The organism is Fibrobacter sp. UWB3, from assembly GCF_002210405.1.
GTDB lineage: Bacteria > Fibrobacterota > Fibrobacteria > Fibrobacterales > Fibrobacteraceae > Fibrobacter.
In genome coordinates, this window is the sequence record NZ_MWQJ01000002.1 from 257,483 (window position 1) to 284,047 (window position 26,565).

Genomic DNA, 26,565 nt, shown 5'->3' on the forward strand with positions numbered 1-26,565 from the left:
ATAAGCAAATTATTTAAAATCCGCTTATGCTTCTACAGCGACATATTCGCCATCTGTATCTTTGTTTGCGGCTTCTTCGCAAACTACGCCGGACATGCGTCTTGCAAGTTCGATAAGCGTTTGTACGCCAAAGCCGGTTGCACCGAAGTCGGTGTACTTCCAGCTCTTGCTTACAAATGCTGTACCTGCGATATCCCAGTGTGCCCAAGCTGTGTTTTCAGGAACGAATTCCTGCAAGAAGAGGGCGGCGGCAATGGCGCCGGCGTCGCTTCCGGTGTTCTTGAGGTCGGCGAAATGATCCTTCAATGCGTCGGCGTATTCTTCTTCGAGCGGCATGCTCCAGAACTTTTCGCAGCAGGCTTCGCCGCAGTTGATGACCTTCAAGGCGAGATCGTCGTCATTGCTGAAGAATCCGGCAACAGCGTAACCGAGTGCGCGAACCATGGCTCCCGTAAGTGTCGCGAGATCGATAATGTGCGTTGCTCCGATGAGGCCTGCTTCGGCAAGGCCGTCCGAGAGAACCAAGCGGCCTTCAGCATCCGTATTGTCAACCATCACGGTCTTTCCGTTCTTGGCGGTAAAGATGTCGCCCGGCAATACGGACTTGTTTCCGATGGCGTTTTCGGCGAGGCAGCAGACTGCACTCACCTTGATCGGGAGTTCAAGCGTTGCAATGGCCTGGATGGCAGCAAGCACTGTTGCGGCTCCGCTCATGTCGCTGATCATCTCGGGCATGGATTTAGGCGGCTTGAGGCAGAGACCGCCCGTGTCAAAGGTAAGGCCTTTGCCGACAAATACCAAGTGGTCTGCGGACGTGCGCGCATTTTTATTCGCGCTTTTAGCAGCAGCCTTACCGCGTGCGCTCTTGCTTCCATCGTAGCTGAGCGTAATCATGTACGGTTCATGCGAGCTGCCCTTGCCAACGGTCACGTGGCCCATGAAGCCTTCCTTTTCGAGTTGCTTCATGTTGCGCACCTTGATCGAAAGGCCCGGAGTGTACTTGGCAATGGTATTTGCGTTTTCGACAAATTCTGCAGGCGTAAGGTCAGAAGCGCTTGTGTTGATGAGGTTCTTGGCGAGGACAATGGCCTTGTGCTCGATAGCGACGGTGTCGGCTATTTTCTTGAATTCAGCCGTTTGATCACCAGCGACGAGTTCGTATGTAACCTGGAAGGCTTCTTTCTTTTTGCTCTTGTAGGCGTCAAAGTTGTAGCTTGCATAGTGGAGACCGTGCAAAATGCTCTTGAACTGTTCCGGGGCTGCATCGGCAAGCATGATCGATACGACAGGAATCTGGCGCTTGCTTGCTTTCTTGGCGAGGCGGTAGGCGGCCATGCGCAAGTGGTCGAGCGACGAAAGGCCGCGTTCCTTGGCGGCGTTTACAAAAATGGTCGGCTGGTTGTCGATTTCCAAAAACTCTAAGTCTTCGAACGGACCCTCTTCCATGCCGTTCAAGACGGATTCAACTTGCTTTTCTGCGCTTTCCGAAAGGACGTTGGAAAACTGGACAGATTTCTTCACGAAAAAGAGGGCGTATGCATTCGCTTTGCCCGAAGCTGTAGATACAATATTTGTTTTCATATAGCGTAATCTAGTATTTTATCAAAGGTTTGCTTGTATTTTATATTGGTTTTTCGATTATAAAAATACTATAATATTACGTGATTACCATTGGAGGATTATATGAATCTGAAATGTACTGGAATTTTGGCAGCTCTTGCGGTTTCTGCCGCTATGGCTCAAAATGCTGCACCTGCTGAAACGGCTGTTTCCGCAGCTCCGACTGCAGCTCCTGCTCAAGAAGCCTCTGCTGAGGCCGCTCCTGCAGTACAGGCTGCTCCGCAAGATAAGTTTACCGCCGTCGAACAGGAACTTGCTCCTGAAAATCTGTTTGCAGAACCTTCTGCCGTTCGTGGGGCCGACGCTGCAAAGCCTGTCGCCCAAAAGACAACGACCAAAAAGTTTGTCTACCAGCCGGTTTATTCCCCTGCGGATGTCGAAACGAGTGGCGCTGTCGTGAAGACCATCTATGTGACTGAAGCTCCTACTGCCGATTCGACCGATATGGACAAACTACGTGGCCTTGTCCCGCTGAACTTTACGTTCGGTGTCCAGGGCTTTATTGGTGGCGCGTTCCTTATGGGCGATAACGGCCGCTATGAATATGACGATTATTCGGGCTTGGCCTGGAGTGCAGGTGCTTTTGCACTCTTCCCGTTGGATGAATACAACATGGCTATTAAGGCTGGTGTCATGTTCGAACACGACAAGGTGCTCAACACCTATAATTACGTTTATAAGGAAACTTATGGCGAATATCGTGTAACGTTTAGCCAGTATCGCATTTCTCTTCCGATACTCCTCTCCTTGAAGAGTGCTAGATCCAGCATCTTCTTTGATGTGGGTGTCCAGCCGTCTTTTGCGACTGCAGACAAGTTTAAGCTGAAGGCTTCGGATAAGTCCGTGAATATCAAGGAAGACATGATGGATAACGACTGCCGTTCGGCTATCGACTGGTCTATCGTATTTGGCCTGGGTATCCGTGCTAACCGTTATGTCGGTTTTGACGCTCGCTTTACTTGGGGCATCAACAACCAGTACGAAGACTATAACGGATGGGCTGTCAACAACCTGTCTTCTAAGTCGTTCACCGTCGGTGCAACTTTCTACGCATTCTAGTATAACATGATTCTATCTATTGTGGCCATTGTCGTGGGCCTTGTTCTTCTGGTCTGGAGTGCAGACTGGTTTGTGGATGGGGCCGTCGGCGTGGCCCATTTTTTTGGCATGAGCACATTCCTTATCGGGATGGTGATTGTCGGTTTTGGAACATCTGCGCCGGAGATGGTCGTTTCAGTTTTGTCTGCGTTGAATGATACTCCGCAGCTTGCTCTTGGAAACGCTTATGGCTCCAATATTGCAAACATTGCGCTAATCCTTGGCGTAACGGCGCTTATTATTCCCGTGGTCGTACAAAAGCAGGCGATGTCGCGTGATATCCCGATTCTCATCGCGATGACTGTTTTGACGGTCTTTTTGCTTATTGACGGGAATGTTTCGCGTATGGATGGTATCGTCTTGTTGCTTGCGTTTGTGGCAATTATGGCGTTTAACATCATGAGTGAATTGAGGCAAAAGCGCAAACGAAAAAAATCTGCAGCGGCAGATGATTTAGACTCGGAATACGGCTCTGCAGAAAAGGTTTCTATCGTCAGGTCCTCGTTGCTTTTGCTGATGGGACTTTTGCTTTTAATCGTAAGTTCGCGAATGCTTGTGTGGGGCGCTGTAAATGTCGCTCAGGCATTGGGTGTGAGTGATTTGCTCATTGGGCTTACAATTGTTGCTGTGGGGACTTCTCTCCCTGAATTGGCAAGTTCGATTGCTGCGGCACGCCGTGGCGAGAATGATCTTGCCGTTGGAAACGTAATTGGTTCCAATATTTTTAACACGCTTGTCGTGGTCGGGCTTGCATCTGTCATTGCTCCGATTCAGGTGGCTGATCCAGAAGTGATGAGCCGTGATGTGCCGATCATGTCGGCACTGACGCTATTTCTTTTCTTGATTTGCATTCCGGTCAAGAAGAAGAACGGCAAGCGCGTGAGTGGCTTTGGGCGAATTGGCGGTGCGCTCTTCTTGAGCTTGTACGTCGCTTATTTGGTGCTGCTCGGAATCCAGACCGTTTAATTCCTAATTCCGAATTCCGCATTCCTAATTACCAAAAGTCCAGACGATGCCGTAAGCGAAGCGCAACCCTTCGGGGGTGTAGCCGGCTTCCGGCGCGTAGATGCTATGGTTGAAGTTCTCGATGCGGTTGTACAGTTCAAATGAAAGAACCTGCATGCGAGCTTCGAAATCCATGGCCAAGTACTTGTTGAGCTCGACAAGCTTGGGCTTTCCGTTCTCGTCTATCGTGCAGTCATAGCGGTTATTAAACCACTGGAAGTCCACGCGGACACTTACGCCGAGCCTGTCTTTCACAAATCGATTTTGCCAATGGATACTGCCTTTGTAGTAAAGCGAAGGCGTATCGATCAGCTTGGTGCGCGTCATCTTTTGCCCGCGTTCCAGGTAGAATTTCCAGTTCCCAAGACGGAACCCCACTTGCATCATCCAGTCGAGTGTGTGCGCGTGATCGAGATTCCCATAGCGGAATGCGTATTCCAGGGAATCGGTAACTTCGCTCATCGAAACATCGTTAATGTTGTCGTAAGTCGTTGTGGAATCGAGGTATCCTTTGATGGCCCAGTTGGGCTTGATCAGGTTGTTGGCGTGTTCATAGCGTAGGCCAAGTCCATAAAAGACGTCGCGCATTTTCCATGTGATATTGGCTGTTGCACGGTCGCGAACTTCGTATTTGAGGTTTTCGTTTGGGAACGATACTCGGCCGGATTCGTTCAGCTTGAGCTGTGTGACGTCGGGGAACTTGTTGTCGTGACGGTACGATGCTGTTGCCATCAAGTGGTAGGGGAGGATGTATGTTCCGTCAATCGAGAAGGCCGGTGCAAATTCAACAGTGTCTAAAAGCGAACTGTTGCGCTGCATGCCTGCTTGAACACGGAAAAATGCCTTTCCGAACAGTGTGTCAGAAACTTCGGCGTAGCCGATTTCGCGGTCCTGGTAATATTCTTTCTTTTTATCGTCGTTTCCAGTTTCTTGAGTGTTCAAAAATTCATATTCAAAATGAATTCTCGGATTCAGGAACATGTTGTAGCGGATATCGAAACTTCCGAGAATGGTTTCAAAGTTACGGGTCTTGTTGGTGTCGTAATAGTCGTATGTATATACCGGAAGATTGTAGTTGTTATAAGTGGTGTCAATGCTTTTTTGAATTTTAGGCAAATTGCGCAGTTCCATTTCGTGATTGCCATAATGGATTTCTGTGCCGAGCGTCAAATCCTTGATGGGGTAAAATTCAACGCCACCTCCGTAAGTGCGTGTCTCAATGACAATCTTGTACGGATCTGTCTGGAATTTGCGGACTGTTGGATCGAGCGTATCGAGCAGTACTTCATGCGTTGTGTTGTCGGCATTGTCGAGACTCAAATAGTTTATCTTAAAGAAAGCCTTGCCGTAGCCAAAACGCCATGTGACAATTGGTTGGATATGCATGCTGTTCATGGCGATGTTGCGCCCGCCAAAGGGAATATCTGTCGAGTCGCGGCCTAGTGCAAAAAACGGAGAATGCGTCACCGGCTGGTATTCGAATGGTTTCGAAAGCAGGTTGGAATGGCTTTGCAATCCAAGATCGAGCGTGACGGAATCTGTAATGAGGCGTCGGAAATCAAGGCGCAATGCGTTTCCTTCGAATGCGCTGCGTTCCCAGTTGATGTCTGTAATCGGGGTGTCAACCGGGATACCTCGGCGTTCTTCAAACAGGATTCCGTTCTCGCCATTGAGGGCGAGCGTCGAACCGTCATAGCTTAAGCGCGTGGTGTATATGCCCGCAAGCTTGCTCGGGTAACGTTTGGATAGCGTCCCGATACCAAGGGACCTTGCATGGAGTTCCGGACTGCCAAGGATGGACGTGCCCAGCACCCATTCGGACTTTTGACCCGAGACGTCGTACGTGCGTTGCATGACTTCGCGCAGCGGAATGATCCAACGGCCGGCGTCGGTTTCTCGTGGAGCCGGATCGGGTGCGTTAACCGTTTCAAAGATGGAGTCTTGCGGTGTCGGGAGCGTGTAGCGTTTGGCGTGAATAACGTCCGCAAAAACGCTTGAGACAAGCGTCGACAATACAGCTATTAGAAGAATACCACGATTCATTAGAACCATTCTGCACGAGATTTTTCGCGCCTTTCTCGGAGTGCCTGGACGACGGTGTAGGGCATTTTCATGCAACCTGGGGGGTAAGTCCCGTTTTCGGTGTGGAAGTCGGAACCGCCAGTGCCCACAAGTCCGAACCTTTGTGCCATTTCCTTGTACTTGCGGCCAACAGCGCCTTTTTGCGCCGGGCTGTAGACTTCCATGCCCTGGATGCCCCATTCCACCATGTTCTCGATGAACTGGTCGCTGAGCCCAGACTTGTACGGGTGGGCGAGTACGGCAATGCCTCCGGCATTTTCAATCAGTCGAATTGTTTCTTGGGGGTTAAGGCCTTTCTTTTCGACAAAGGCGATGCAACCGTCACCGAGGTACTTCGTGAACGCTTCGGAGAAGTTCGAGATGTATTCTTCATCGACGAGCGACATCGCAATGTGCGGGCGTCCAATGATTTTGCCCTTGCAGTACGAATGCACCTTTTCGAACGTGATGCCGATGCCAAGCGCGTTCAGCTTCTTGATAATTGCCTTTACGCGGGCAATGCGCTGCTTGGCGAAATCCTCGAGTTCCATGTTCAAGGCGAGGTTTGTCGGGTCGCAGAAGTAACCGAGAATGTGGATGTCCTTGCCCTGCCACACGGCAGAAATTTCAATCCCCGGGATGATTTCGAGGCCGATTTCTTTGGCAGGCTCTTCGGCGAGCTTGTAGCTATCGAGATTGTCGTGATCCGTAATGGATATGCAACGAAGTCCCTTGCGCTTGCAAAGCATGAGCAACTCGTCAACGGACAGGGTGCCGTCGGAGAGCTTGGTGTGCATGTGCAAGTCTGCATAGCCGCCATTTTCGGTGATGATTGTCGAAAACATCTTTTGCATGGCTAGCCTATTTTACCCTTTATAAAATAGCGGGCAATCATCCTCGCTGGCGAAATCGTCTTGAGCTCGTGGAGACTCATATTGAGGAATGGGTACTCCTTGGCGCAGTCAAAACCGATTCGGCAAGCGGCTCCGCTAATGAGGGCGAGGTATAAAAATTGCGGTTTATGGGGGCCTGGATAAACGCAGGCGACGGGGGCGTAAGTTTTTACCTGGTATTCGATTCTATCGAACTGATCTTCGCCGTAGCGGCATCCATCATCAGTGTAGTAAGAAACCTGAGCCTTTTTCTGTGAAAAGAGAATTTCTTGATCGCCGTGGGCAATAAACAAGATTGTTTTGAGACTTTCTACGGGGAGCTCGTCGAGGATGATTTTTGCGACTTCCTTTTCCTCGGGCATAAAGAATACGACTTTGCCGCCATTCTGCAAGCACTCGGGGAACGAAAAAGTCCTGGAGCTCTTTCGTTTGCCCGCTTTGTGAATAAACCACCGATAAAGCAGTGGCTTGCAAAGCTTGCGCAAAACGCAATAACGTATGCCTTCAGCAAAGTACTGTGAAGAAAACAAAAGGTCTCCTAATTCTAAATTCATTAAAAATATATTAAATTTGCGCCATGCCTAAACAGAAGTTCTATGCCATAAAAAGCGAAAATGAAAAGAAAATTGTAACCACGTGGGATGAATGCCTTAAGCTCACGCATGGCGTTAAAGGTGTTTTGTTCAAATCCTTCGGTTCCCGCGAGGAGGCTCAGGCTTGGCTCGACGGAATGGAGGCTCCTGCGCCCGATGGGATCCGTGTATTTGTCGATGGTTCGTTTTCGCCGGGATTTGGTCCTGCCGGCTGGGCTTTTGTTGTAACCGAAGACGACAAGGAACTTGCCCGCGGTTCGGGAATTACGGCATTCGATGCTGAGAGTCGCAATATCGATGGGGAAGTGATGGCTTCGTTCCAGGCAATGAAATGGCTTGATGCCCATAATCAAAATGGCGTTATTTGCCATGACTACGAAGGCATTGCGCGCTGGGCTAAAGGCGAATGGCAAGCCAAGAGCAATATCGCCAAGATGTATGTGGCGGCTGCAAAACCTTATCTGCACCGTGTGCAGTTCGAAAAGGTCGCCGCCCATACAGGTGTCAAGTGGAATGAACTTGTAGATAAACTAGCAAAAGAAGCAATCGCAAAAGCGAGAAAGAAATAATTACTCGCTTTCGTGCTTGCTCATGCAGTGGAGGCTGCCGCCTTCTTCGATCACGGTGCGGCAATCAATGCCTATTACCTTGCGATCCGGGTACACGCTCTCAAAATACTTCTTGGCCTTCGCGTCGTTCGGACACTTGTATTTCGGGAAGATGAGTCCACCGTTCACGTAGATGTAGTTCATGTACGATGCCGGGAGAATTTGTCCGTCATCGAGCACGCGCTGCGGCGGGAGCGGGAGCGTATCGACCTTGGCGGTTTCGTAATGATCCTTGAGCCAGCTTTCGATGAACTGCTTGGCTTCGGTCAAAATCGCGTAGTTAGGGGAGCGCTTGTTGTCCGTCATGCACATGACGACTCTGTCTTTCTCGACAAAGCGAGCTACGTTATCGATATGGCCGTCCGTGTGGTCGCCGTGCAATCCGTGCGGGAGTACGAGCATTTCCTTGAGGCCAAAAGCCTTGCAAAGAGCCTTCACGACTTTCTTCAAGTCCTTTTCATCGTTGCGGTTCTTGCCGACGAGGCAATCTTCGGTCGTGATGCCGAGACCGTCACCGTTGACTTCAATAGCGCCTCCTTCGAAGATGAACGGAACGCTTTCGTTGAGCGGGAGTTTTTGCTTTTCGGCTATCTTCTGCGGGATGGCGTTGTCGAGTCCCCATGGCGGGAACTTGGCGCCCCAAGCGTTGAACTGCGTTTCAGAGACAACCTTCTTGTCGCCCTTCTTCATAAAGAACGGACCGTAGTCGCGAATCCAGATGTCGTTTGTCTTGATGACGATGAAGTTCACCGGGAACGGGCGGTTTACGAGAGCCGCCTTTTCTTCATCGGTCAAAAAGTTCTTGGCCGGGAGCAAGAGATTCACCGGCTGGAATTCCGTGATGTTACGGATAAGTTCTACATAGAACTTGCGGATGTTGATGCCGCGTTCACCATACCAGTTCGTCTTGTTGTGCGGGAATGCAAGCCACGTGGCGCTCTGCTTTTCCCATTCCGCCGGATAACGAATTGAATTTTTCGTCATGGAAAAAATCCTTTTAATTGTCGTTCTTCATTAATATTTGACAATGTTTGTATGCTCGTCATTCTGAGTCCTTTAGGACGAAGAATCCAGTCATATCTTGTTTCGCTTTATCAAGACTTTACTGGATGGGGCAAGCCCCAACTCTTTGGCTCGGTTATGCCCATGCAAGCATGGGCGCAACACTCGCCTTCTGAGTAGTCCTCGCTTTGCTCAGGATGACGGTGATGCTAATCAGCCCAAATCTTGAGGATGTCCTTGTACAAGTCCACGCGTCTGTCGCGGAAATGCGGCCACCAACGGCGATTTTCTTCGGTTTCGGCAAGGTCGAGCTCGACATAGCTTGCACCCAAGAATTCCGGATCGCACTTTTGCAAGATGTATCCGTCCGGTGCAGCGACAAAGCTTGTGCCCCAGAACGTGAGGTGACCTTCGACGCCCGAGCGGTTAGCGGCAATCACGAATGTGCGGTTTGCAATCGCATGTCCGCGCATGACCGTCATCCAGCTATCTTGCTGTCTCGGATAAATTTCCTTGGGCTCAGAATCCATCCAGCCAATAGCGGTCGGATAGATGAGTATGTCGGCGCCCTTGAGGCTCATGATGCGGGCGGCTTCGGGGAACCACTGGTCCCAGCAAATAAGCACACCAAGAGTTCCTGCGCTAGTCTTGATTGGCTCAAAACCGGTGTCACCCGGAATAAAGTAATACTTTTCGTAGAAGGCGGGATCGTCGGGAATGTGACTCTTGCGATAAAGCCCTGCGATGCTTCCGTCGCGTTCAAATACGAATGCCGAGTTGTGGTAAATGCCACGGGCTCGCTTTTCAAAGAACGGGAACACGACAACGGCGTTCAGTTCCTTTGCAATTTCTTGCCATTCGGCGACAATCGGGTGGTCCTTTTCAATCGCCAAATCGAAAAAGTCTGCGTTTTCTTCGAACGGGAAGTACGGAGTGTGGAAAAGCTCGGGGAGGACGAGCAAATCGATGTCTTTGCCCTTGAGCTTGAGAGCTTCGTCCTTGTACCACTTGTTGTTGGAATCAAAGTCCCCAGTCCATTTACCTTGCAACGTATATACTTTAATCTTGTTCATGTAAAACAATTTAGAAAAAACATGCCCTATCTGCAATTTTTTGTAAGAACATTGTTTTGTTTGCGTAAAATCACACTGATGATACGCTCGCGCGTTGTAAGTTTTCTATATTAACCCTTGAATTTTAAAACCCTTGATTTTTTTATAAAAGGATAAATAATGTCTCTTAAACTCATTTCTCGTGGTGCTGCTGCCGTGCTCCTTACTGCAGGCATTGCCTCTGCTCAGTTGATGAATTCGAAAAGCCTCGATGTTATTCGCGTCGAAAAAACTGGTATTTCTGGTGGTAAGATTGATAGCCTTGCAACCATGCTCGGTCAGCAGCAGGCTCCGGGTCAGAAGTTGACCGACGAAATGATGACTCAACTTCGCTATGCGGTTGTCGACAATCTCGTGGGTCAGGAACTCATCAAGCTCGAAGCCAAGAAAATGGGTATCAAGGTGTCCGCTGGTAAGGTTGATAGCTTGACTGCTCTCTTCAAGAAGCAGTTCCCGAGCGAAGATGCTTTCCAGAAGGAACTCAAGAAGTCTAACACGACGATGGCTCAGTTCAAGTCCAAGATTGAAGACCAGCTCAAGAGCGAACAGATTCTCGAAAAGAAGGTTCCGTATCCGAAGGATCCGACCGAAGAAGATCTCAAGGCTTTCTGGCAGCTCAACCAGTCCAAGGTTGCTATCAACGATACCATTAGCGGTGCTCGTATTTTCATCTCTACCAAGGGTAAGAGCGCTCAGGAAATCAGCGATGCCAAGGACATGTTGAAGGGTCTTGCTGCCCAGGTTCGTTCCAAGAAGGCAACGTTTGCTCAGCTCGCCGCTATGTACAGCGACGATAAGGAAGCCAAGAAGACTGGCGGTATCATGAACAAGTTTGTCGCCAAGTCCAAGAGTGCCGCTTTTGCCAAGGCTGTTGGCAAGATCAAGGTCGGTGAAATCTCTGAAGTCATTACCGAAAATGATGGTGTGTCTATCTTCATGCTTACCGAAAAGAACGACGGCAAGTTTGAAAGCTACAAGCACCAGATCGACTACATTTTGCGTGTACAGCGCGAACAGGAACGCCAGGCAAAGCTCAAGGCTTACCTCGACGAACTTGGCAAGACCTACAAGGTCCAGTACCTCGACAAGAAGTACGAACCGCCTCAGGCAATCGGCTCTGCTAAGTAATAGCACGAACTGTTTGTACGTGTCATTCTGAGCGAAGCGTAGCGAAGTCGAAGAATCCAGAGATCTTTTGGATCCTTCGATTTTGAATCTACGGTTCTGCACTCAGGATGGCACTTCTTTTTTTTAACTAGCTGATATTAGAGGTTTGATATGGCATTCAACACTACACATACCGGGCTTATCGAGTTGCGCAGCCGCATCGATAAACTCTGGGGGTATCTTTGACTTAGAGGCAAAGACCGAAGAACTCTATGTCCTTGAAAAGGATTCCGGCGACCCGAACCTGTGGAACGATCAGGAAAAGGCGCAGGCGATGATGAAAAAGATTGGGAACCTCAAGGGACTCATTGATTCCTGGAAAGAAGTTTCCCAGACGTGCGACGATCTTGCCGAGCTTTATGAAATGAGCAAGGACGAAGAATCCGCGGACCTTACGGCAACGCTCGAATCTGACATTGCTGACCTCAAGTCTAGAGTCGAAGCGATGGAATTTAAGAAGATGCTGAACGGTCCGGATGATGCTTGCGCATGCCTCATGTCTATCCATCCGGGTGCAGGTGGCACGGAGTCCCAGGACTGGGCGCTTATGCTTTTCCGCATGTACACGCATTTCTTTGAACGCGAAAAGATGGACTTCAAGGTCGTGGATTTCCAGGAAGCAGAAGACGCGGGTCTCAAGAGCGCTACGATTGAAGTCACTTGCGAAAATGCTTACGGCTTGCTCCGTTCGGAAATCGGCGTTCATCGCCTGGTGCGCATCAGCCCGTTCGATGCCAACGCCCGCCGCCATACGAGCTTTACGGCCGTTTATCTGTACCCCGAACACGAAGACGTGGAGTTTGATCTCGATATGTCTGAAGTGCGCGTGGACACGTACCGCAGTAGTGGTGCTGGAGGTCAGTACATCAACAAGACGGATTCCGCAGTGCGTATGACCCACTTGCCGACAGGCATCATGGCTAGCTGCCAGACGGAACGTTCGCAGATCCAGAACCGCGAAACCTGCTACAAGATGCTTAAGACCATGGTTGCAGAACATTACCGCTTGGAAGAAGAAGCGAAGCGTGATGCCCGCATGGCCGAGAAGAAGAAGGTCGAATGGGGTAGCCAAATCCGAAGCTATGTGCTGCAGCCGTACCAGCTTGTGAAGGACCTCCGCACAGGCGTTGAAACGTCTGACACAGCAGGCGTTCTCGACGGAAAAATCAAGCCGTTCATCGACGCTTACTTGCTAAGCACAAGCGAAGCGAATAAGGGATAGAAAATGAGGCGGGCATTGCCCGCCTTTTTTTGCAAGTTTGTCATGCCCGTCTTTCACACTTGTCATGCCCGCCACCGAGCGGGCATCTCCTTCTTGAAACAAAAAAAGAGAAGCTCTGTTGAGCATCTCTTTTTTGCTTTATGCAATCAAAGATTACATTGCACCACGTTCGAGCTTGATCGTGAAGTTCGTGATGTCGCAAACTTCGCTCGGACCCCAGTACTGGATCGGACCCGGATAGGTGTAGGATTCAGTCTTAGCCCATTCGTCGCGGCGAGCGGCGAAGTACTTGAACGGAGCGCTCATCGGGCCTTCGAGTTCAACGAGAGCCTTACGGATAACCGGCTTGTCGGCGCCGTGACGGCGTTCGATGTTCATCATCATGGTGATCGGAAGGCCGCCAGCGACCCAGTTTTCGATACCCTTGGTGACGTTGCGGACAGAGCTCATGTAGCCGTTCATGCCATTGAGGGCGAGAACAGAGGCTGCAAAGCCGAGGCTGTAGCAGTAGTCAGCGTCGAAGTTAGACGGAGCTGCGCAACGGCCTTCGTAACCGAAGAAGTGGTTGAGAGCAGAGAACTTGCCCTTGAAGTCACCACGGTTCTTGAGTTCCTTCTTGACCATTTCGATGATGAGCTTTTCAGTTTCGATGAGGGAAACCTGAACGTTGCCATGGCTGTCGCGTTCGAGCATGAGCTGGGCCTGGATGCCAGCCGGGAGGCTCTTGAGGACTTCAGCGGATTCAGCGCTGACCCATGCGCAGAGCTTTTCGACCTTAGCAGCCGTGTCGAGACCTTCGACTTCGGCTTCGTGGTGGGCGAGGGCTTCAGAAAGTTCAGAGATAAGGACACCAACGTCCGGGATGAATTCGAGGAGGCCTTCCGGAATGAGGGCGACACCGAAGTTCTTGCCCTGAGCTGCACGAGCGTAAACAACGTCAGCAACCTGCTTGATCACGTCCTTGAGCTTCATCTGCTTAGCCTTGACTTCTTCAGAGATAAGGCAGATGTTCGGGTGGGTCTGGAGAGCGGCTTCGAGAGCGATATGGGAAGCAGAGCGGCCCATGAGCTTGATGAAGTGCCAGTACTTCTGAGCGGAGTTAGCATCGCGCATGATGTTGCCGATGAGTTCAGAGTAGGTCTTCACAGCGGTGTCGAAACCGAAGGAGGTTTCGATGAATTCGTTCTTCAAGTCACCGTCGATGGTCTTCGGGCAACCGCAAACGCAGGTCTTGACGCCCTTGGACTGGAAGTATTCACCGAGAACAGCAGCGTTCGTGTTGGAGTCATCACCACCGATGATAACGATAGCGTCGAGGTCGAGCTTGTTAGCAACAGCGATGCACTTGTTGAACTGTTCTTCAGTTTCGAGCTTGGTACGGCCAGACTGGATCATGTCGAAGCCACCGGCGTTGCGGTAGGCGTCCATCTTGGCGTCGTCAATTTCAATGTACTTGCCGTTTTCGAGACCGCTCGGACCGCCGAGGAAACCGAAAAGGACGGAATCCTTGGAAACGGACTTGATGCCGTCGTAGATACCGGCGATAACGTTATGTCCACCCGGAGCCTGGCCACCAGAGAGAACCACGCCCATGCGGAGAGCCTTGCCAGCCTTGGCTTCGGCAGCTTCGAACTGAACAACCGGAAGACCGTAAGTGTTCGGGAAGAGTTCCTTGATCTTGGCCTGGTCGCTAACGGATTCCGTAGCTGCACCCTTGTTAATCTTCACGCTCAGGGCACCGTTCTTGAGGGAGACCGGGAGCTTCGGCTGATAGGCCTGACGGGCCTTGGTCAGTACAGAGAGATTTTCGGACATTGTTTATTCCTTTTTAATTTGCCCCGCATTTGCGGGTTTTTGGTTAAAATCCGGCGTAAATATAGTAATTATTCTTTTCAAGAACCAAAAAGTACGTCATGCGGGCGGGGCCCCAGCTCGGAAAAACTTAAACCCATCCTGGCGCAAGCGCCAACCTTACGGCTCGACCATGACCATACAAGTATGGTCGCGGCACTCGCCTTTTAAGGTTGTGGCCGACGCTTTTATTCTCACAACGATAAGCTTTGTATACATTTGTATATTAAGCCTCGCTAGTTAAGTATAAAATCAGGGCTTTATTTATTTACAAAATGTGATAAAAATCAAATTTTTGTATGATTTTTTTAACTTTTTATTCCAAATTAGAGTAAATTTTACTATATATGCGGCGCGTAATAAAAAAGTAATGAGTGCCGTGTGACAATCATTACACAAAAAGCAATAAGAAGGTGAGTGTATGAATGTTTTAATCTGGGGATCCGATACGATCCTTGGCCATGGGCTCCTGTCCATGCTCAAGGACATCAAGGATGGTGTGTTCAACGCTATCGGTAATATTGAAATTGGGGAAATCTTTGCCTGTGATGCAGAATCCGACAAAGATGTCATCGACGAGGCTTGTGCCAACGCCGACTTCGTTTTCAATTTGTCCTATGGGTTTAAATCTGACAAGCTCATCGAAGGCTTGAACGTTCATAACAATACTTGCCCGGTGCTGTTGGGTCATTCCGTTGGCGATAAAAGCCTTTTCCGCGAATATGCCCAGACCAACAACGTGCCTATTCTCGAATGGGCTCCGAATTACGACATGGAACTCCTCAGTGTCGAAGCGCAAGTCTACGACATGCTTGGTGCACTACAGTGCGCATAAATTAGACAAAAGATATTTTAGGCGGTCTTTAGGACCGCCTGTTTTGTTATTCCAGCATTAGTTCATTCGGAATTGCTCCCTCCATGCAGAGTAGCCTTCTTTTTAATCCGACGCCAAGTGCATAACCGCTCAGGTGACCGCGGCTGTCAATTACGCGATGGCAGGGGATGACGACTTGAATCGGATTCCTATGCAATACATTCCCGACGGCACGAACGGCTCGTGGATGGTTTACGGCTTGTGCAACTTGTTTGTAAGTCCAAGTTTTGCCGTAAGGAATTTGTTGTGTGACCTCAAGAACTTTTTTCTGGAAGTCTGTCCCGTAGATTTTTATGGGTATAGAAAACTCGCAGATTTTACCTGCGAGATACAAATTAAGTTCGTTCACCGCCTTGCGGTAGGCACTACGAACACGATTGCTTGTTTGTAACTCCGAATCAGGACTTGCGTACGCACATGCCTGCACATTGCTCGGAGTTGCTTTTACTTCGTCTGTATTTTCCCGAAATTTTAGGCCACAAAGTTTGGATCCTTCGAAGATAAAGGTCCATTCGCCCCAGACATTCCGGTGGCTTATCTTTGTGAATTTCGGGTCATCAAACTTCATACCATGCGGTATTTCTCCTAGCGCAAGGGATATTCCTTGTATTCCTGCACGCCGAATTCTTCCTTGAGGAAGTCCCAACGCACAAGGCGGTTTTTCCAATAGTACTTGCGGTACAAACGGCGAGCCACACGGCTTGTTAGTTCGTATGGAATCGTGTGATGCTCGTCGGCAACGCTTTCCATCGAGATGCGGAAGTCGAGTTCACCATTGACAACATCAACAGTTTCACCAACTTGCACATCAGGAATGTGGCTTACGTCGACCATCGTCGCATCCATGCAAACGCGTCCGAGAATCGGGCAGAGCTGTCCGCGGATAAAGACGAATCCCTTGTTGTATTCGCCACGGAGATAACCATCACCATAACCGATTGCGATGGTTGCAATGCGTGTAAGCTGTTGAGCAGCCCAGTAACCACCGTAGCTCACCGTTTCGCCAGGCTTCACGTCGTGCACGTGGCGGATGGTAGATTTAATCTTCATGACAGGCTTGATGGGCCATGGGGAAGGAGCTGCCCCCATGCAGTTGTAACCATAGAGCGCAAGGCCCGGACGCACCATGTCGAAGTGGCTTTCGGGGTGCGTGAGCGTGCCTGCAGAACTGGAGCAATGGCAAATTTCCGGGCGAAGACCTTCAGCTTCAAGAACATCGACAAGGCGAGAGAACCGCTGAATTTGCACTTCGGTCTTGGGATTCCCCGGCATGTCGGCCGTAGCAAGGTGCGTGAACATGCCTTCGAACTTGAGGTGCTTGAGAGAAAGCGCTGCGCGGATGTTGTTAAAGTCTTCGGCATCAAAGCCATAGCGGTTCATGCCAGTGTCAATAGCGAGATGAGCCTTGCATTCTGTACCAGTTTCACCAAGGAACTGGTCAAAGGCCATTGCAGTGCGGATGTCGGTAATGGCTGCCGTGAGCTGGTATTCAACAAAGTACGCAAAGTCAGAAGGTGTGCAAGGACCAAGCACGAGAATCGGCAAGTCCATGCCGTACTGGCGAAGCAGCATGCCTTCGCTGATGTGGGCGACACCGAGGTAGTCGGCGCCACCGAACTTGGCAGCAAAAGAGCAGGCGAGGCTTCCGTGGCCGTAAGAGTCGGCCTTGACGGGAAGCAAAATCTTTGTGGAAGCCGGAATTTGGCTTCTGATAAATTGAATGTTGTTGCAGAGAGCGTCTAGGTTGATTTCAATCCAGTTCGGGCGAGCAATCTTATTTAAGTCAGGAGGAGTAGCTAAAAGTTTCATGATATTGGAAATATAGGTAACTCTTTTAAAAATGGGCTTGAGATCAGTAAAAAAGCGCAAATATAGGGGGTGTTTTGCAAATTTAATTCCAAATTGGAATAAATTACACTGGGCTAAGTTTTGTAAAAATCTAGGACGGATGAAAATTCCAAAATCAAGTGCGAACCCAATAACTACGCGCAAAGCCTTATTTTATCTGAGTTTACAATCTTTCGTATGAAATTTTCTTTACTGTTTTGGAGTGGTTTTTGCGATTTTTTTATTGGTACTTTATGGGTGTGGTAAGGATGTGGGTTGTTTAAGTAAATACCTTACTTTGTAATAAAGTTTTTCTGACATTGTATGTAATCGCGTGAAACTTCGCAATAAAGGCTTGTTCGGGTAGCCTTATTCCGAAGTGTTGCCATTCGGCAAATTGATACTCCGCTCACGGGGTAGTTGGTTTGCTGATACCAAAAAAACAAAAACATCCAATTTCCTGAAAAGGGAGGATAAAATCATGAAAACAACAAAGCAAAAACAAGATGCTTTCATCGCATCCTTGATGCCAGATTCCGACAAGAAGATGGTGCGCATTTCTGGTGCATCGCTTATTGTCGCGTTGATGCTTGGCTTCTGGGCGTCTACGTATGAAGCGTTGATTGGTGAGGTCATGTTTGAACCAGCACCTGAAAGTCCAACAATCACAACAACAATGAAAATTGACGAACCTTTAAAGGAGGAACCGAAAGTCAAAAAAGATGTAAAGAAAAATGATGAAAAAATCAATCGTAAACATAAAGGAGGTGCAGCAAAGCCTAAAGGTGAAGGTAACCCGAGGGCTCCTGTCAACCGCGGTGTCCTTAAGGAACTTGCCATACGAACAAGTAAAGCAGGCTTGTCACCTTACGATTTGATGGGTACGAAGTTTGCTAAAGATATCCATGATGTTCTCACTCATGTCAATGGCGTGATGAAATCTGGAAAGACAAAAATTGGTGAGCGTCGTGGCAAAAGAGGCGACAAATTCAATCCTGGAAGCATTGCGGGAGGTTCTGGTGGAATTGGCGACATGCTTGACGGCTTGCTAGGTGGTTCTGCAGGGGCCATCTCGACACAGGCTATGGGTACTATGAAGGAACCGAAGATGAATGAAATCGATATGGGATCTCCGAGTGCATCCCGTTCGGCTTCTGAAATCATGAAGGTCGTTAAGCAGCGTACACCGGGGCTTCGCCACGTTTACAACAAATACTTGAAGAAGAAACCTGGATTCCAGGGCAAGGTTACATTGAAGTTCACTATTGCGCCGGGAGGCGAAATCATCAGCATCGCTGTGGTGGGTTCTACGACGGGATATGCAGAATTCGATAGCGAAGTCAAGAAGTCTGTGAGTGGATGGAAATTCAGCAAGATCAAATCTGGAAATACGACAGTGACGATTCCGTTTACCTTTACGGAGTAATGGAATGGCAATTGGAGTAGAATAAAGACAAATAGATTTTTAAATTTAAGTCGGCGATTCTTGTCGCCGACTTTCGGTGATTTTAATTTATGGGGTAAAGAATGAAAGATCCTCGCATTACGCAACTTGCAGAAAATTTGATCAACAACGCCATAGCTCTCAAGGCGGGCGAAAATATTTTAATCGAAACGACCGATACGCCGGACGAGCTCTCGACAGAGCTCATCAAGGCTGTTGCCAAAGTTGGTGGTAACGCATTTGTCCACAATTACAATAGCCGTGTGCGTCGTGAAGTTATCCGTAGCGCCTCCGAAGAACAGATGAAGCTCTCTGCGGACCTTGCGATGAACGAGATGAAGCAGATGCAGGCTTACCTCTCTATCCGCGCGATGAACAATGCGATGGAAAACTGCGATATCGATGACAAGAAGATGCTTGCCTACAGGACCATCACGCAGGACGTGCTTAACTACCGTGTGAACAACACTCGCTGGTGCGTGCTCCGCTGGCCGAACCCGTCCATGGCCCAGGGCGCAAAGATGAGCACGGAAGCGTTCGAAGACTTCTACTTCAAGGCTTGCCTTGCCGATTATCCGAAGATGCAGCGCGCTGCCCAGGCTTTGGTCGACCTCATGAACAAGACGGACAAGGTGCGTCTCGTGGCTCAGGATACGGACATCACGTTCAGCATCAAGGACATTCCGGCGGTGCCGTGCTGCGGCAACATGAACATTCCTGATGGCGAAGTCTATACTGCGCCAGTGCAGGGGAGTATCGAAGGCGTCATCCATTACAACACGCCGACGCTTTACGAAGGCAAGCAGTTCAGCAACATCCGCCTCGTCTTCAAGCAAGGCAAAATTGTTGAAGCGACTTGCGAAACGGGTGACAATAAGAGCCTGAATGCCATCTTTGATACGGACGAAGGCGCTCGCTACGTAGGCGAGTTTGCTATTGGCTTCAATCCGTTTGTGCTTTCTCCGATGTGCGATATTCTGTTTGACGAAAAAATTGCGGGTTCCATCCACTTTACGCCGGGCATGTGCTACGAAGATGCCCCGAACGGGAACAAGTCTGCCATCCATTGGGACTTGGTTTTGATCATGCGTCCGGAATACGGTGGTGGCGAAATTTGGTTTGATGACAAGCTTATCCGCAAGGACGGTCTCTTTGTAGTCGATGAACTTAAGTGCTTGAATCCTGAGAATTTAGGATAGTGGTAAAAATCTTTCTTCTAGCATCATTGGCTAAAGACTGATAACAAGAATTAATTATATTTTTATCACACAATTCAAAAAATCTTATTACAAGGAAAAACTATGAATTTAAAAACGATGTTTGGCATTGGCCTCGTTAGCTTCGGTGTCGCATTTGCACAGGAAGCTTCTGAATCTGCTACAACGGCTCCGTCCTATAGCGAACAGCAGCTCCAGCAGCAGGAAGAACAGGCTGCTGCTTCTGAAAGCCTCACGTCTCCGGTTCCGTTTGTGAAGCCGGATATTCCGAAGGAATCTAGAAGAACTCAGTTCAATGCTATCTTGCATGGCAAGTCCTATAACAGAAACAGCAACATGGCTGCCGCTAACAACACGGACCTCTTGCTCGACTTCCCGAACTTGTTTGCAAACCGCAAGTTCTTCTACATTGAACCGGTTAACAAGCTTGGCATTGTCTCTCTCGGTTCTTTCTTCACGGCCTTTGATATTTCTAAGGCTCCTCATGCAAATGACGAACAGCTTGGCCGTCTCACTCTCGGTTACGCTGTTCCGGGCTTCGGCTTCTACATCAGAGCCGGTCTTGGCCGCGACAGAGTCAGCAATGATGCTGGCGTTGTGAGCAAGACCTACGGTGGCGATGACTGGGCTGCTGCAATTGCCAAGGGCTTCTTGGGCATGAACGTCGCTGCAAATGTGGACTGGGTTACCACGAAGACGCAGACCCACAATGACCCGGACAATGGCGTTGAAACCAAGGACCGCTTTGATAGCCTTACCGTTGGCCTTAGCTTGACCAACGCTCCGACGGCAAAGAACTTCACCTGGACTCTCGGTGCAAGATTCGTCAGCTTCAACAATGAAACTGAAATTGACGGCGATGTCCAGAAGGCTAACGACCCAGCTTCTTTCTGGGACGTTTCTCCGTACATCCGCGGTGGTCTCTCTGTTCTTGAAAACGAAAATGCCCGTATCCTTATTGGTGGCGCTGCAATCTTCTCTTACAGAAACTATGATGATCCGGTTGAACAGTATGCTTTTACCGCTGTTCTCCAGCCGAGCATGATGGGTGAAGTTTTCGTTGGTGAAAACAAGAACTTCATGTTCTATGGTGAAGTTGGTTATGACTGGGTTGCTTTCCAGTATTGGAAGGATAGCGATGCTGATGTAAGTCGCATGATGGATAAGATGGATGCAGTCAATGCTTCTGTCGGTTTCCGTTACCAGTACAAGGACTTCCTCGCTGTTGAAATGGGCCTTGGTCAAAGGCTCTTCACGGGCATTGGCAACTTCTTCCAGGCCGATGGCACGTTCATCGACTTCAGCGCAATGGTCCGCTTCTAATTGCTAGGATTGTCATTCCCGCCTGTCATCCCGGACTCCGTTCCGGGAGGGAATCTCCACAAAATGAATACAGGAAACGCCTCCCATTTGGGAGGCGTTATTTGTTTGTTTGGCTAATGTGTCATTTGGATACCCAAAATAGCTTGAAACCCTTGCAAATACTGGGCTACAGCAATATTTTTTTTAAATGGGTAAAATTTGCTTTTTGTTTGAGAAATAACTGGATCCTTCGCTTTGCTCAGGATGACGGTTTAATTCGGCCGGGATGACGATAAAAAAAGAGTCTAGCAAAGGCTAGACTCTTTTTTAAATGCGTTTCGCGGCTTTTGGCCGGAGCGCAACGCGATTACAGGCGTTCTGCAATCTGGACGGCGTTGAGAGCAGCGCCCTTGCGGATCTGATCGCCAACAATCCAGATGTTCATGCCATTGTCGCAAGCGAGGTCCTTGCGGATACGGCCGACGTAGACGTCGTCAGTGCCCATGAGGTTGAGCGGCATCGGGTAGACGTTGTTTGCCGGATCGTCACAGAGCTGGAGGCCTTCGCCGTTCTTGATGGCGTTGCGGACTTCTTCAACAGAAAGTGCGCGTTCCGTTTCGAAGCTGATGGCTTCGGAGTGGCAGCGGAGTGCAGAAACGCGGACGCAGGTTGCTGCGCAGCGAACGTCGCTGTGCATGATCTTCTGCGTTTCGTTGAACATCTTCATTTCTTCCTTCGTGTAGCCGTTGTCGGTGAACACGTCGATGTGCGGAATGAGGTTGTATGCGAGCTGGTGTGCGAACTTCTTCACGGTGACCGGCTTGCCTTCAACGATTTCCTGGTACTGCTGCTTGAGTTCAGCCATACCAGTTGCACCTGCACCGCTTGCGCTCTGGTAAGAGGAAACGTGAATGGTCTTGATCTTGCTCAAGTCGTTGATCGGCTTGAGAGCGACAACCATCATGATGGTCGTGCAGTTCGGGTTAGCGATGATGCCCTTGTGGAGCTTGATGTCTTCCGGGTTCACTTCCGGGACAACGAGCGGAACGTTCGGGTCCATGCGGAAGAAGCTCGTGTTGTCGACGACGACGGCACCTGCGTCAACAGCAATCGGAGCAAATTCCTTGGAAACGCTTGCGCCTGCAGAAGAGAGCACGAGGTCAACATTCTTGAATGCGTCCTTGCAAGTCAGTTCAACCTTGAGCTTTTCGCCCTTGAATTCATATTCACGGCCGACACTGCGTTCGGAGGCGAGGAGCTTCAAGTTCTGAAGCGGGAAGTTACGTTGTTCAAGAATCTTGAGGAGTTCCTGACCTACTGCGCCAGTGGCGCCCATGATCGCTACGTTACGAATCATAGATTTAACCTTTGTTTTTCTTATTGTTGAGGTTGATTGTTCGTTAAATTTTGAATGTTCTTGTTGAATTTGTCGATATGCCTTTTGGCAATCACGATTAATTCACGAGCCTGCGTGTATTTTTTCATGGCTTCCTCTGGGTCTTCCAGAAGGCAGTATGAATACAACGCGTGAGAGGCACTGCGGATTGTTTCAGCGGCCTGAACTAGTTCCGAATGGGCTTCTCTTGCTTCCATGGGGTGGAATATCCCGATGGTCTTACGGTTCAGCGATGTTGCCTTGTTGTTGATCGCGAGAGCCTGCTGGCTTCTTTTTTCGCGCTCCATTTCGCCTGCGTTTTGTTCCAACGGCTCAAAGGAATCGACAGCTCGCATAATGTCGAACATCTTGTCGATGACCGTTTCGGTTTTGCTGGCATACGTGTCAAGGCGGTCCATGACTTCAGGAGCGAGTTCGACATCTTCATCGATATCTACGTTTGCAGGCTTGCTGTTGTCTTGAGCGGCCGTGTTTGGAAGTTCCTGAACATTGCTTTCTCTGTTTGCGTTGTCAAAAGACGAAATGTAGTCTTCGTACTTTTTGTTGTGCGACACAAAATCAGTTGGAGAATAGGAGGACGTGAGTACCAGGGTCGGGCGTTCGAAACATGCCGTACCGATGCAGCCAACGAGCATGCACATAGAGAACAATAGGAATGAAGCTCGTGTGGACCATTCTTCGCTTTGTACAATGCAAAAAATGCTGAACAGAAATAGCAAAAAGAACGACAGCAAAATACCACCTTCAACATTCTGGATGATGATGGTGTTTTTTACGAAATAGAACAAGCAGTCTATAACAATCGTAAGAGTCGAAAGAATCGCTCCTACGACCTTCGTGTTACGCCCAGGACTTGTTGCCGTAGCAAACAACGTGACAAACGAGATTGCTAACGGCAATGCGTAGATGAGCGCTATTTCTGCAATTCCTTGATTCATTCACAAAGTCTTGAATTAGAACGGAAGATCGACGTCTTCTTCTGCCATGCCTGCATCATAGGCCGGAGCGCTATTCTGCTGCATGCCGTTAAAGCTGTTGGACTGGTAGCTGTTAGCCTGGCTGAAACCACCTGCTGCCGGTGCGCCACCCTGGCCACGCGGAGTGAGGAGCTGGAACGTGTCCATGTTGATTTCGGTGACGTAGCGCTTCTGGCCGCTTGTCTGGTCTGTCCAGCTGCGGTTGGTGAGGGAACCTTCAACATAGAGGCTCATGCCCTTGCGAATGCCAAGCTGTTCAACGATATCTGCGATTTTGCCCCAGCCAATGATGTTGTGCCAGTCGGTCTGTTCCTTCTGTTCGCCGTTGTTGTCACGATAGCGACGAGAAGTGGCGAGGGAGAAAGAAACGCGCTTGCGACCGCCGTTGGGATTAACGCGTACTTCCGGATCCTTACCGATATTACCGATGAGCATAACCTTATTCAAATAAGCCATATAACTATCCTATTTTAATTTTTAAAAATTTCGAAATCAAAAATACAAAAACTAATTTGACATTTTAGTGTCAAAATTCAAAAAAAATGGAGAAATTCCCCTAATTTTAGTGGACATAACAAAAAACCATGTGGCATAAACCACATGGCTTTTACGATAAGGAGAATTATAAAGAGAAACTGCCACGATTAGTATTCGAAGTTCACACGATAACGCTTGTGACCGTTCGGATTTACCTTTGCACCCTTGGCGTTCACAAGTCCACGATGTTCCCTTGTAACTGTCGGAGTCGTGCGGATTCCGTGGATGGAGTTCGTTACGCTAGAAGAACTCGGCGGAATAATTTCGCTACTCGAAGAAGCCGGTGCGCTCGAAGAGCTCGAAGCGATACTGCTGCTAGACGGAGCGGGGGCGCTGCTCGAAGATGCCGGAGTGCTGCTGGAAGAGACCGGAGCGGATTCGGTGTCTTTCGGAACTTGGCCGTTGAAGTTTTCCTGACCTTTGCGGGTGAGGGCGAGAATCAACATGCCGTCTCTGGAGTAAATATTCTTGTCGGTGAGGTCCACGCGGTTGCCGTCGAAAGTCCAGTCACCTTTGCCCCAGCGGGAGCCATCGAACGTATCGAAATTGTCGGTCCAATCGAGCGTAAAGTCGCTACCGCCTTCGCCCTGGCCCGGCGTGTACTTATAAACTTTGACCCAGTTGATGAACTGGAAAAGCGGAAGCTTCGATTCATCAAACTGGCCAACCCAAGCCGCACTCTCAGACGACCAAAGGTTAAAACGGAGTCCCTGTGTACCTGTCAAGTTGGAAACCTGGCCACCTTCCGTCTTGCGAACTTCCTTGCCGTCTACAGTCCAGCGGACGTAATTCGGAGTCCATTCGAGACCGTAGGTGTGGAATGCCTGATCGGCGGCGGGGCTAACAGCATGGTGCTTTTCGCTTGTTATCTGAGAGCCTGCCTTACCGGTAATGATGTTGGACTGAAAACTGTTCGGGTTCTTGCCGAGAACTTCGATATCCACTTCTACCCAGGGCCTTCCATCAGCGATTTCGGAGCCATTCTGGTAGAGGAACATGGAACTGACTGTTCCCGATGCGGCTGCCATCTTCATACGTGCTTCGAACTTGCCGTACTGAACTTCTTCTAAAGTATAGAGTTCGGCACCGCTAAAATCCTTTGCGCTAACATTGGTGGTGAGGGCTGCTGCGGCGGCTGCTACGGCGAGAGCGCTCTTGACTGCAGTTTTCTTGATGTTCATATTTTATCTCCATGAAGTTTCTGTACAAAACAGAATCCCATTTAACCGAACATAAAGATAAGTTAGCGAGCCTGAATAACCAATAAAATAGAATGTATTTAGAAAATCAACTGTATCGGCTGTATTGTTGATGCAATGCCAGCCGATATTTGGGGTGATTCAATTAGCGAGTTATGCTAAAACGGATTGCTTTTTCGCCTTGTACGCGCAACACATAAACGCCGTTGTTCAAAGCAGTCAAGTCAACGGATTGGCCTGCGGATGCTTTGCCTGTCATGACTGAACGGCCTCGGATATCCATGATTGCGTATTTTAGGTTGTTTCCGCGTGCAATGTTAAAATACATGTTGCCTTTCCCCATCTGGATGGCGGAATTTGGGGCTTGAGCAAATACGCGGTGCTTGATGTCTGTAGAACCTGAATTTTCAGCCGAAGCGAGTTTGTATAAAAAGTTGAAGACTTTGTCTTGAACAGGCTTTTCGTATTCGTAATCGTCGTAGAATTCGTGCTCGGCACCGTCGACAAAATAAGTTTCGTGTTCGGTTTTCTTGGCGGTCAAAATCGAATCAATGACAAAACTTCCGTAAAGAGTTGGGGTGTGGATGGCCAAGGTCGAGCCTGCCATAGAATATCCACCGCCTAAGGGTCTGCCTGTTTTGAATAGTACGGTTTCGTCATCAGTTCCGTGGACGAGGAGAACTGGGGTCTTGTTGTCTCCAATGATGTCTTTGTTGTGGATTGCTCCCCATAAGGCGACTGCGCCGTTTGCATGAGAATCAACGCCCTGCTCGCCGTAAATATCAATAGCGCTAAGTTTTGGAGCGTCTGCTTTGTTCATGTAACTCGGGAAGTCAGATTCTTTTTTGGCATAGATGTTTTCGAGCGAGAGTATTGCTCCAGAACTGTTGCCAATAAGGTAAATGCGATTGGGGTCTACTCCGAGTTTGTCTGCGTTTTTGCGCATGTAGCGGACTGCGGCACTGACGTCTTGAACACCGCGGTAGACCGTACGAGCGAAATCGACGCTGTCAATGCTGTAGCTCATACCGCTGCCAGAAACTGTGACTCCTCGACGATATTGGATGGATGCTGTGACATAGCCACGAGCGGCAAGGGAATCGCAGTAGTTGACCGTCTGCTGGTCTGTATCGTCTTTAGCGCCTGCAATCATGGCGCCACCATGACTGACGATAACGGCGGCTCGTTTTTTCTCGGTATCGCCGGTTGGCGTATAAATGTCCATTAACAGGGGCTTGCTTTCGACTTCGTTTTCGCTACTGTAAAAATAGAGCGTTTCGCCTGCCATAGACTGGATCACCTGCGTCAACATGTGTGGCGAACTTAAGTACGGAACGTCAGATGCAAAAGTTACGTCCTTTTTCTTTTCGACCTCGAAAAGGCGGTCTTTGTAGCGGACGTCGGCGGAATTTGCTGTTGACGCGAATAGGGCAAATGTTGCAATAGCAGCAAACATCCCCTTTTGGCTGATTTTATGGGGGCTCATCTTCTCTCCAAGGATTTATTGGTATATTGTAAATATAGACAAAATTTAACATTTGTCAAAAATATTTTGATTTT

General features: G+C 49.2%; 23 protein-coding genes. 9 read left to right on the plus strand and 14 right to left on the minus strand.

The features are described 5' to 3' along the window. Window positions 1-24: 24 nt before the first annotated feature. Complete coding sequence (locus B7991_RS03665) at window positions 25-1,581, minus strand: M17 family metallopeptidase (RefSeq protein WP_088629643.1); 1,557 nt, start codon at window positions 1,579-1,581, stop codon at window positions 25-27. A gap of 102 nt (window positions 1,582-1,683) precedes the next feature. On the opposite strand from B7991_RS03665, the gene B7991_RS03670 reads away from it, so the two are divergent. Beyond that, entirely contained in the window at window positions 1,684-2,679 is a 996-nt protein-coding gene (locus tag B7991_RS03670; RefSeq protein WP_088629644.1) for a porin family protein, read from the plus strand. Window positions 2,680-2,685: 6 nt separating this feature from the next. After that, window positions 2,686-3,684 carry a calcium/sodium antiporter gene (locus tag B7991_RS03675; protein WP_088629645.1) on the plus strand — a complete coding sequence of 333 codons (999 nt, stop codon included), beginning with the start codon at window positions 2,686-2,688 and terminating at the stop codon, window positions 3,682-3,684. 24 nt (window positions 3,685-3,708) lie between these two features. Here B7991_RS03675 and B7991_RS03680 read toward each other — a convergent pair whose 3' ends face one another. Genes B7991_RS03680 through B7991_RS03690 form a run of 3 tightly spaced genes read right to left on the minus strand, consistent with a single transcriptional unit; the run spans window position 3,709 to window position 7,207 of the window. Continuing rightward, on the minus strand, window positions 3,709-5,766 hold the full coding sequence (locus B7991_RS03680; protein WP_254917834.1) for a hypothetical protein: 2,058 nt from the start codon (window positions 5,764-5,766) through the stop codon (window positions 3,709-3,711). Further along, the gene (locus tag B7991_RS03685) at window positions 5,766-6,638 is read right to left on the minus strand and encodes a PHP domain-containing protein (RefSeq protein WP_088629647.1); all 873 of its coding nucleotides are present in this window, start codon (window positions 6,636-6,638) and stop codon (window positions 5,766-5,768) included. The genes B7991_RS03680 and B7991_RS03685 overlap by 1 nt, the downstream gene beginning before the upstream one ends. Before the next feature lie 2 nt (window positions 6,639-6,640). After that, window positions 6,641-7,207, minus strand: a complete 567-nt coding sequence (locus tag B7991_RS03690; protein ID WP_088629759.1) for a hypothetical protein — start codon at window positions 7,205-7,207, stop codon at window positions 6,641-6,643. Between the two features lie 47 nt (window positions 7,208-7,254). On the opposite strand from B7991_RS03690, the gene B7991_RS03695 reads away from it, so the two are divergent. Beyond that, window positions 7,255-7,839, plus strand: coding sequence for a viroplasmin family protein (locus B7991_RS03695; RefSeq protein WP_088629648.1), 585 nt, complete (start codon window positions 7,255-7,257; stop codon window positions 7,837-7,839). Here the strand turns inward: B7991_RS03695 and B7991_RS03700 are convergent, their stop codons facing one another. Both B7991_RS03700 and B7991_RS03705 read right to left on the minus strand, forming a co-directional pair. After that, entirely contained in the window at window positions 7,840-8,862 is a 1,023-nt protein-coding gene (locus B7991_RS03700; RefSeq protein WP_088629649.1) for an agmatine/peptidylarginine deiminase, read from the minus strand. Between the two features lie 227 nt (window positions 8,863-9,089). Then, entirely contained in the window at window positions 9,090-9,953 is an 864-nt protein-coding gene (locus tag B7991_RS03705) for a carbon-nitrogen hydrolase (protein ID WP_088629650.1), read from the minus strand. A 159-nt stretch (window positions 9,954-10,112) separates the two neighbouring features. Between B7991_RS03705 and B7991_RS03710 the strand changes: the two genes are divergently transcribed. Beyond that, window positions 10,113-11,120 (plus strand): peptidylprolyl isomerase, encoded by a 1,008-nt coding sequence (locus B7991_RS03710; protein ID WP_088629651.1) that lies wholly within the window; start codon window positions 10,113-10,115, stop codon window positions 11,118-11,120. A 150-nt stretch (window positions 11,121-11,270) separates the two neighbouring features. Further along, window positions 11,271-12,381, plus strand: a protein-coding gene (prfB, locus tag B7991_RS03715) for a peptide chain release factor 2 (RefSeq protein WP_103143256.1) whose coding sequence is annotated in 2 segments (ribosomal slippage) — window positions 11,271-11,342 and window positions 11,344-12,381 — 1,110 coding nt in all. Because the reading frame shifts where the segments join, the coding sequence is not laid out codon by codon here. Window positions 12,382-12,534: 153 nt separating this feature from the next. Here the strand turns inward: prfB and B7991_RS03720 are convergent. Next, entirely contained in the window at window positions 12,535-14,196 is a 1,662-nt protein-coding gene (locus B7991_RS03720) for a diphosphate--fructose-6-phosphate 1-phosphotransferase (RefSeq protein WP_088629652.1), read from the minus strand. Window positions 14,197-14,653: 457 nt separating this feature from the next. Between B7991_RS03720 and B7991_RS03725 the strand changes: the two genes are divergently transcribed. Next, the gene (locus B7991_RS03725) at window positions 14,654-15,067 is read left to right on the plus strand and encodes a hypothetical protein (RefSeq protein ID WP_088629653.1); all 414 of its coding nucleotides are present in this window, start codon (window positions 14,654-14,656) and stop codon (window positions 15,065-15,067) included. Window positions 15,068-15,113: 46 nt separating this feature from the next. Here the strand turns inward: B7991_RS03725 and B7991_RS03730 are convergent, their stop codons facing one another. Both B7991_RS03730 and alr read right to left on the minus strand, forming a co-directional pair. Continuing rightward, complete coding sequence (locus tag B7991_RS03730; RefSeq protein WP_088629654.1) at window positions 15,114-15,674, minus strand: methylated-DNA--[protein]-cysteine S-methyltransferase; 561 nt, start codon at window positions 15,672-15,674, stop codon at window positions 15,114-15,116. A 17-nt stretch (window positions 15,675-15,691) separates the two neighbouring features. Then, complete coding sequence (gene alr / locus B7991_RS03735; protein WP_088629655.1) at window positions 15,692-16,915, minus strand: alanine racemase; 1,224 nt, start codon at window positions 16,913-16,915, stop codon at window positions 15,692-15,694. A gap of 499 nt (window positions 16,916-17,414) precedes the next feature. Between alr and B7991_RS03740 the strand changes: the two genes are divergently transcribed. The 3 genes from B7991_RS03740 (at window position 17,415) to B7991_RS03750 (ending at window position 20,917) form a co-directional block, all read left to right on the plus strand. Further along, complete coding sequence (locus B7991_RS03740) at window positions 17,415-18,359, plus strand: AgmX/PglI C-terminal domain-containing protein (protein ID WP_088629656.1); 945 nt, start codon at window positions 17,415-17,417, stop codon at window positions 18,357-18,359. 101 nt (window positions 18,360-18,460) lie between these two features. Then, entirely contained in the window at window positions 18,461-19,576 is a 1,116-nt protein-coding gene (locus tag B7991_RS03745) for an aminopeptidase (RefSeq protein WP_088629657.1), read from the plus strand. Between the two features lie 102 nt (window positions 19,577-19,678). Continuing rightward, complete coding sequence (locus B7991_RS03750; protein ID WP_088629658.1) at window positions 19,679-20,917, plus strand: hypothetical protein; 1,239 nt, start codon at window positions 19,679-19,681, stop codon at window positions 20,915-20,917. Between the two features lie 346 nt (window positions 20,918-21,263). On the opposite strand, the gene B7991_RS03755 is transcribed toward B7991_RS03750, so the two are convergent. The 5 genes from B7991_RS03755 to B7991_RS03775 all read right to left on the minus strand — a co-directional run bounded on the left by B7991_RS03755 (window position 21,264) and on the right by B7991_RS03775 (window position 26,491). Further along, window positions 21,264-22,253 carry an aspartate-semialdehyde dehydrogenase gene (locus tag B7991_RS03755; protein WP_073424174.1) on the minus strand — a complete coding sequence of 330 codons (990 nt, stop codon included), beginning with the start codon at window positions 22,251-22,253 and terminating at the stop codon, window positions 21,264-21,266. Window positions 22,254-22,273: 20 nt separating this feature from the next. Beyond that, the gene (locus tag B7991_RS03760; protein ID WP_088629659.1) at window positions 22,274-23,230 is read right to left on the minus strand and encodes a hypothetical protein; all 957 of its coding nucleotides are present in this window, start codon (window positions 23,228-23,230) and stop codon (window positions 22,274-22,276) included. A gap of 15 nt (window positions 23,231-23,245) precedes the next feature. Then, window positions 23,246-23,725, minus strand: a complete 480-nt coding sequence (locus tag B7991_RS03765) for a single-stranded DNA-binding protein (RefSeq protein ID WP_072828643.1) — start codon at window positions 23,723-23,725, stop codon at window positions 23,246-23,248. Between the two features lie 188 nt (window positions 23,726-23,913). Continuing rightward, window positions 23,914-24,987: a family 16 glycosylhydrolase gene (locus B7991_RS03770; RefSeq protein WP_088629660.1), complete on the minus strand. Its 1,074-nt coding sequence runs from the start codon at window positions 24,985-24,987 to the stop codon at window positions 23,914-23,916. Between the two features lie 163 nt (window positions 24,988-25,150). Then, window positions 25,151-26,491 (minus strand): carboxylesterase family protein, encoded by a 1,341-nt coding sequence (locus B7991_RS03775; RefSeq protein WP_088629661.1) that lies wholly within the window; start codon window positions 26,489-26,491, stop codon window positions 25,151-25,153. Between the last annotated feature and the right edge of the window lie 74 nt (window positions 26,492-26,565).

Excerpts from the sequence above, each read along its gene's own strand:
- B7991_RS03665 (WP_088629643.1), bottom strand. The coding sequence starts at position 1,581 with ATGAAAACAAATATTGTATCTACAGCTTCGGGCAAAGCGAATGCATAC.
- B7991_RS03670 (WP_088629644.1), top strand. The coding sequence starts at position 1,684 with ATGAATCTGAAATGTACTGGAATTTTGGCAGCTCTTGCGGTTTCTGCC.
- B7991_RS03675 (WP_088629645.1), top strand. The coding sequence starts at position 2,686 with ATGATTCTATCTATTGTGGCCATTGTCGTGGGCCTTGTTCTTCTGGTC.
- B7991_RS03680 (WP_254917834.1), bottom strand. The coding sequence starts at position 5,766 with ATGAATCGTGGTATTCTTCTAATAGCTGTATTGTCGACGCTTGTCTCA.
- B7991_RS03685 (WP_088629647.1), bottom strand. The coding sequence starts at position 6,638 with ATGCAAAAGATGTTTTCGACAATCATCACCGAAAATGGCGGCTATGCA.
- B7991_RS03695 (WP_088629648.1), top strand. The coding sequence starts at position 7,255 with ATGCCTAAACAGAAGTTCTATGCCATAAAAAGCGAAAATGAAAAGAAA.
- B7991_RS03700 (WP_088629649.1), bottom strand. The coding sequence starts at position 8,862 with ATGACGAAAAATTCAATTCGTTATCCGGCGGAATGGGAAAAGCAGAGC.
- B7991_RS03705 (WP_088629650.1), bottom strand. The coding sequence starts at position 9,953 with ATGAACAAGATTAAAGTATATACGTTGCAAGGTAAATGGACTGGGGAC.
- B7991_RS03710 (WP_088629651.1), top strand. The coding sequence starts at position 10,113 with ATGTCTCTTAAACTCATTTCTCGTGGTGCTGCTGCCGTGCTCCTTACT.
- B7991_RS03720 (WP_088629652.1), bottom strand. The coding sequence starts at position 14,196 with ATGTCCGAAAATCTCTCTGTACTGACCAAGGCCCGTCAGGCCTATCAG.
- B7991_RS03725 (WP_088629653.1), top strand. The coding sequence starts at position 14,654 with ATGAATGTTTTAATCTGGGGATCCGATACGATCCTTGGCCATGGGCTC.
- B7991_RS03730 (WP_088629654.1), bottom strand. The coding sequence starts at position 15,674 with ATGAAGTTTGATGACCCGAAATTCACAAAGATAAGCCACCGGAATGTC.
- alr (WP_088629655.1), bottom strand. The coding sequence starts at position 16,915 with ATGAAACTTTTAGCTACTCCTCCTGACTTAAATAAGATTGCTCGCCCG.
- B7991_RS03740 (WP_088629656.1), top strand. The coding sequence starts at position 17,415 with ATGAAAACAACAAAGCAAAAACAAGATGCTTTCATCGCATCCTTGATG.
- B7991_RS03745 (WP_088629657.1), top strand. The coding sequence starts at position 18,461 with ATGAAAGATCCTCGCATTACGCAACTTGCAGAAAATTTGATCAACAAC.
- B7991_RS03750 (WP_088629658.1), top strand. The coding sequence starts at position 19,679 with ATGAATTTAAAAACGATGTTTGGCATTGGCCTCGTTAGCTTCGGTGTC.
- B7991_RS03755 (WP_073424174.1), bottom strand. The coding sequence starts at position 22,253 with ATGATTCGTAACGTAGCGATCATGGGCGCCACTGGCGCAGTAGGTCAG.
- B7991_RS03760 (WP_088629659.1), bottom strand. The coding sequence starts at position 23,230 with ATGAATCAAGGAATTGCAGAAATAGCGCTCATCTACGCATTGCCGTTA.
- B7991_RS03765 (WP_072828643.1), bottom strand. The coding sequence starts at position 23,725 with ATGGCTTATTTGAATAAGGTTATGCTCATCGGTAATATCGGTAAGGAT.
- B7991_RS03770 (WP_088629660.1), bottom strand. The coding sequence starts at position 24,987 with ATGAACATCAAGAAAACTGCAGTCAAGAGCGCTCTCGCCGTAGCAGCC.
- B7991_RS03775 (WP_088629661.1), bottom strand. The coding sequence starts at position 26,491 with ATGAGCCCCCATAAAATCAGCCAAAAGGGGATGTTTGCTGCTATTGCA.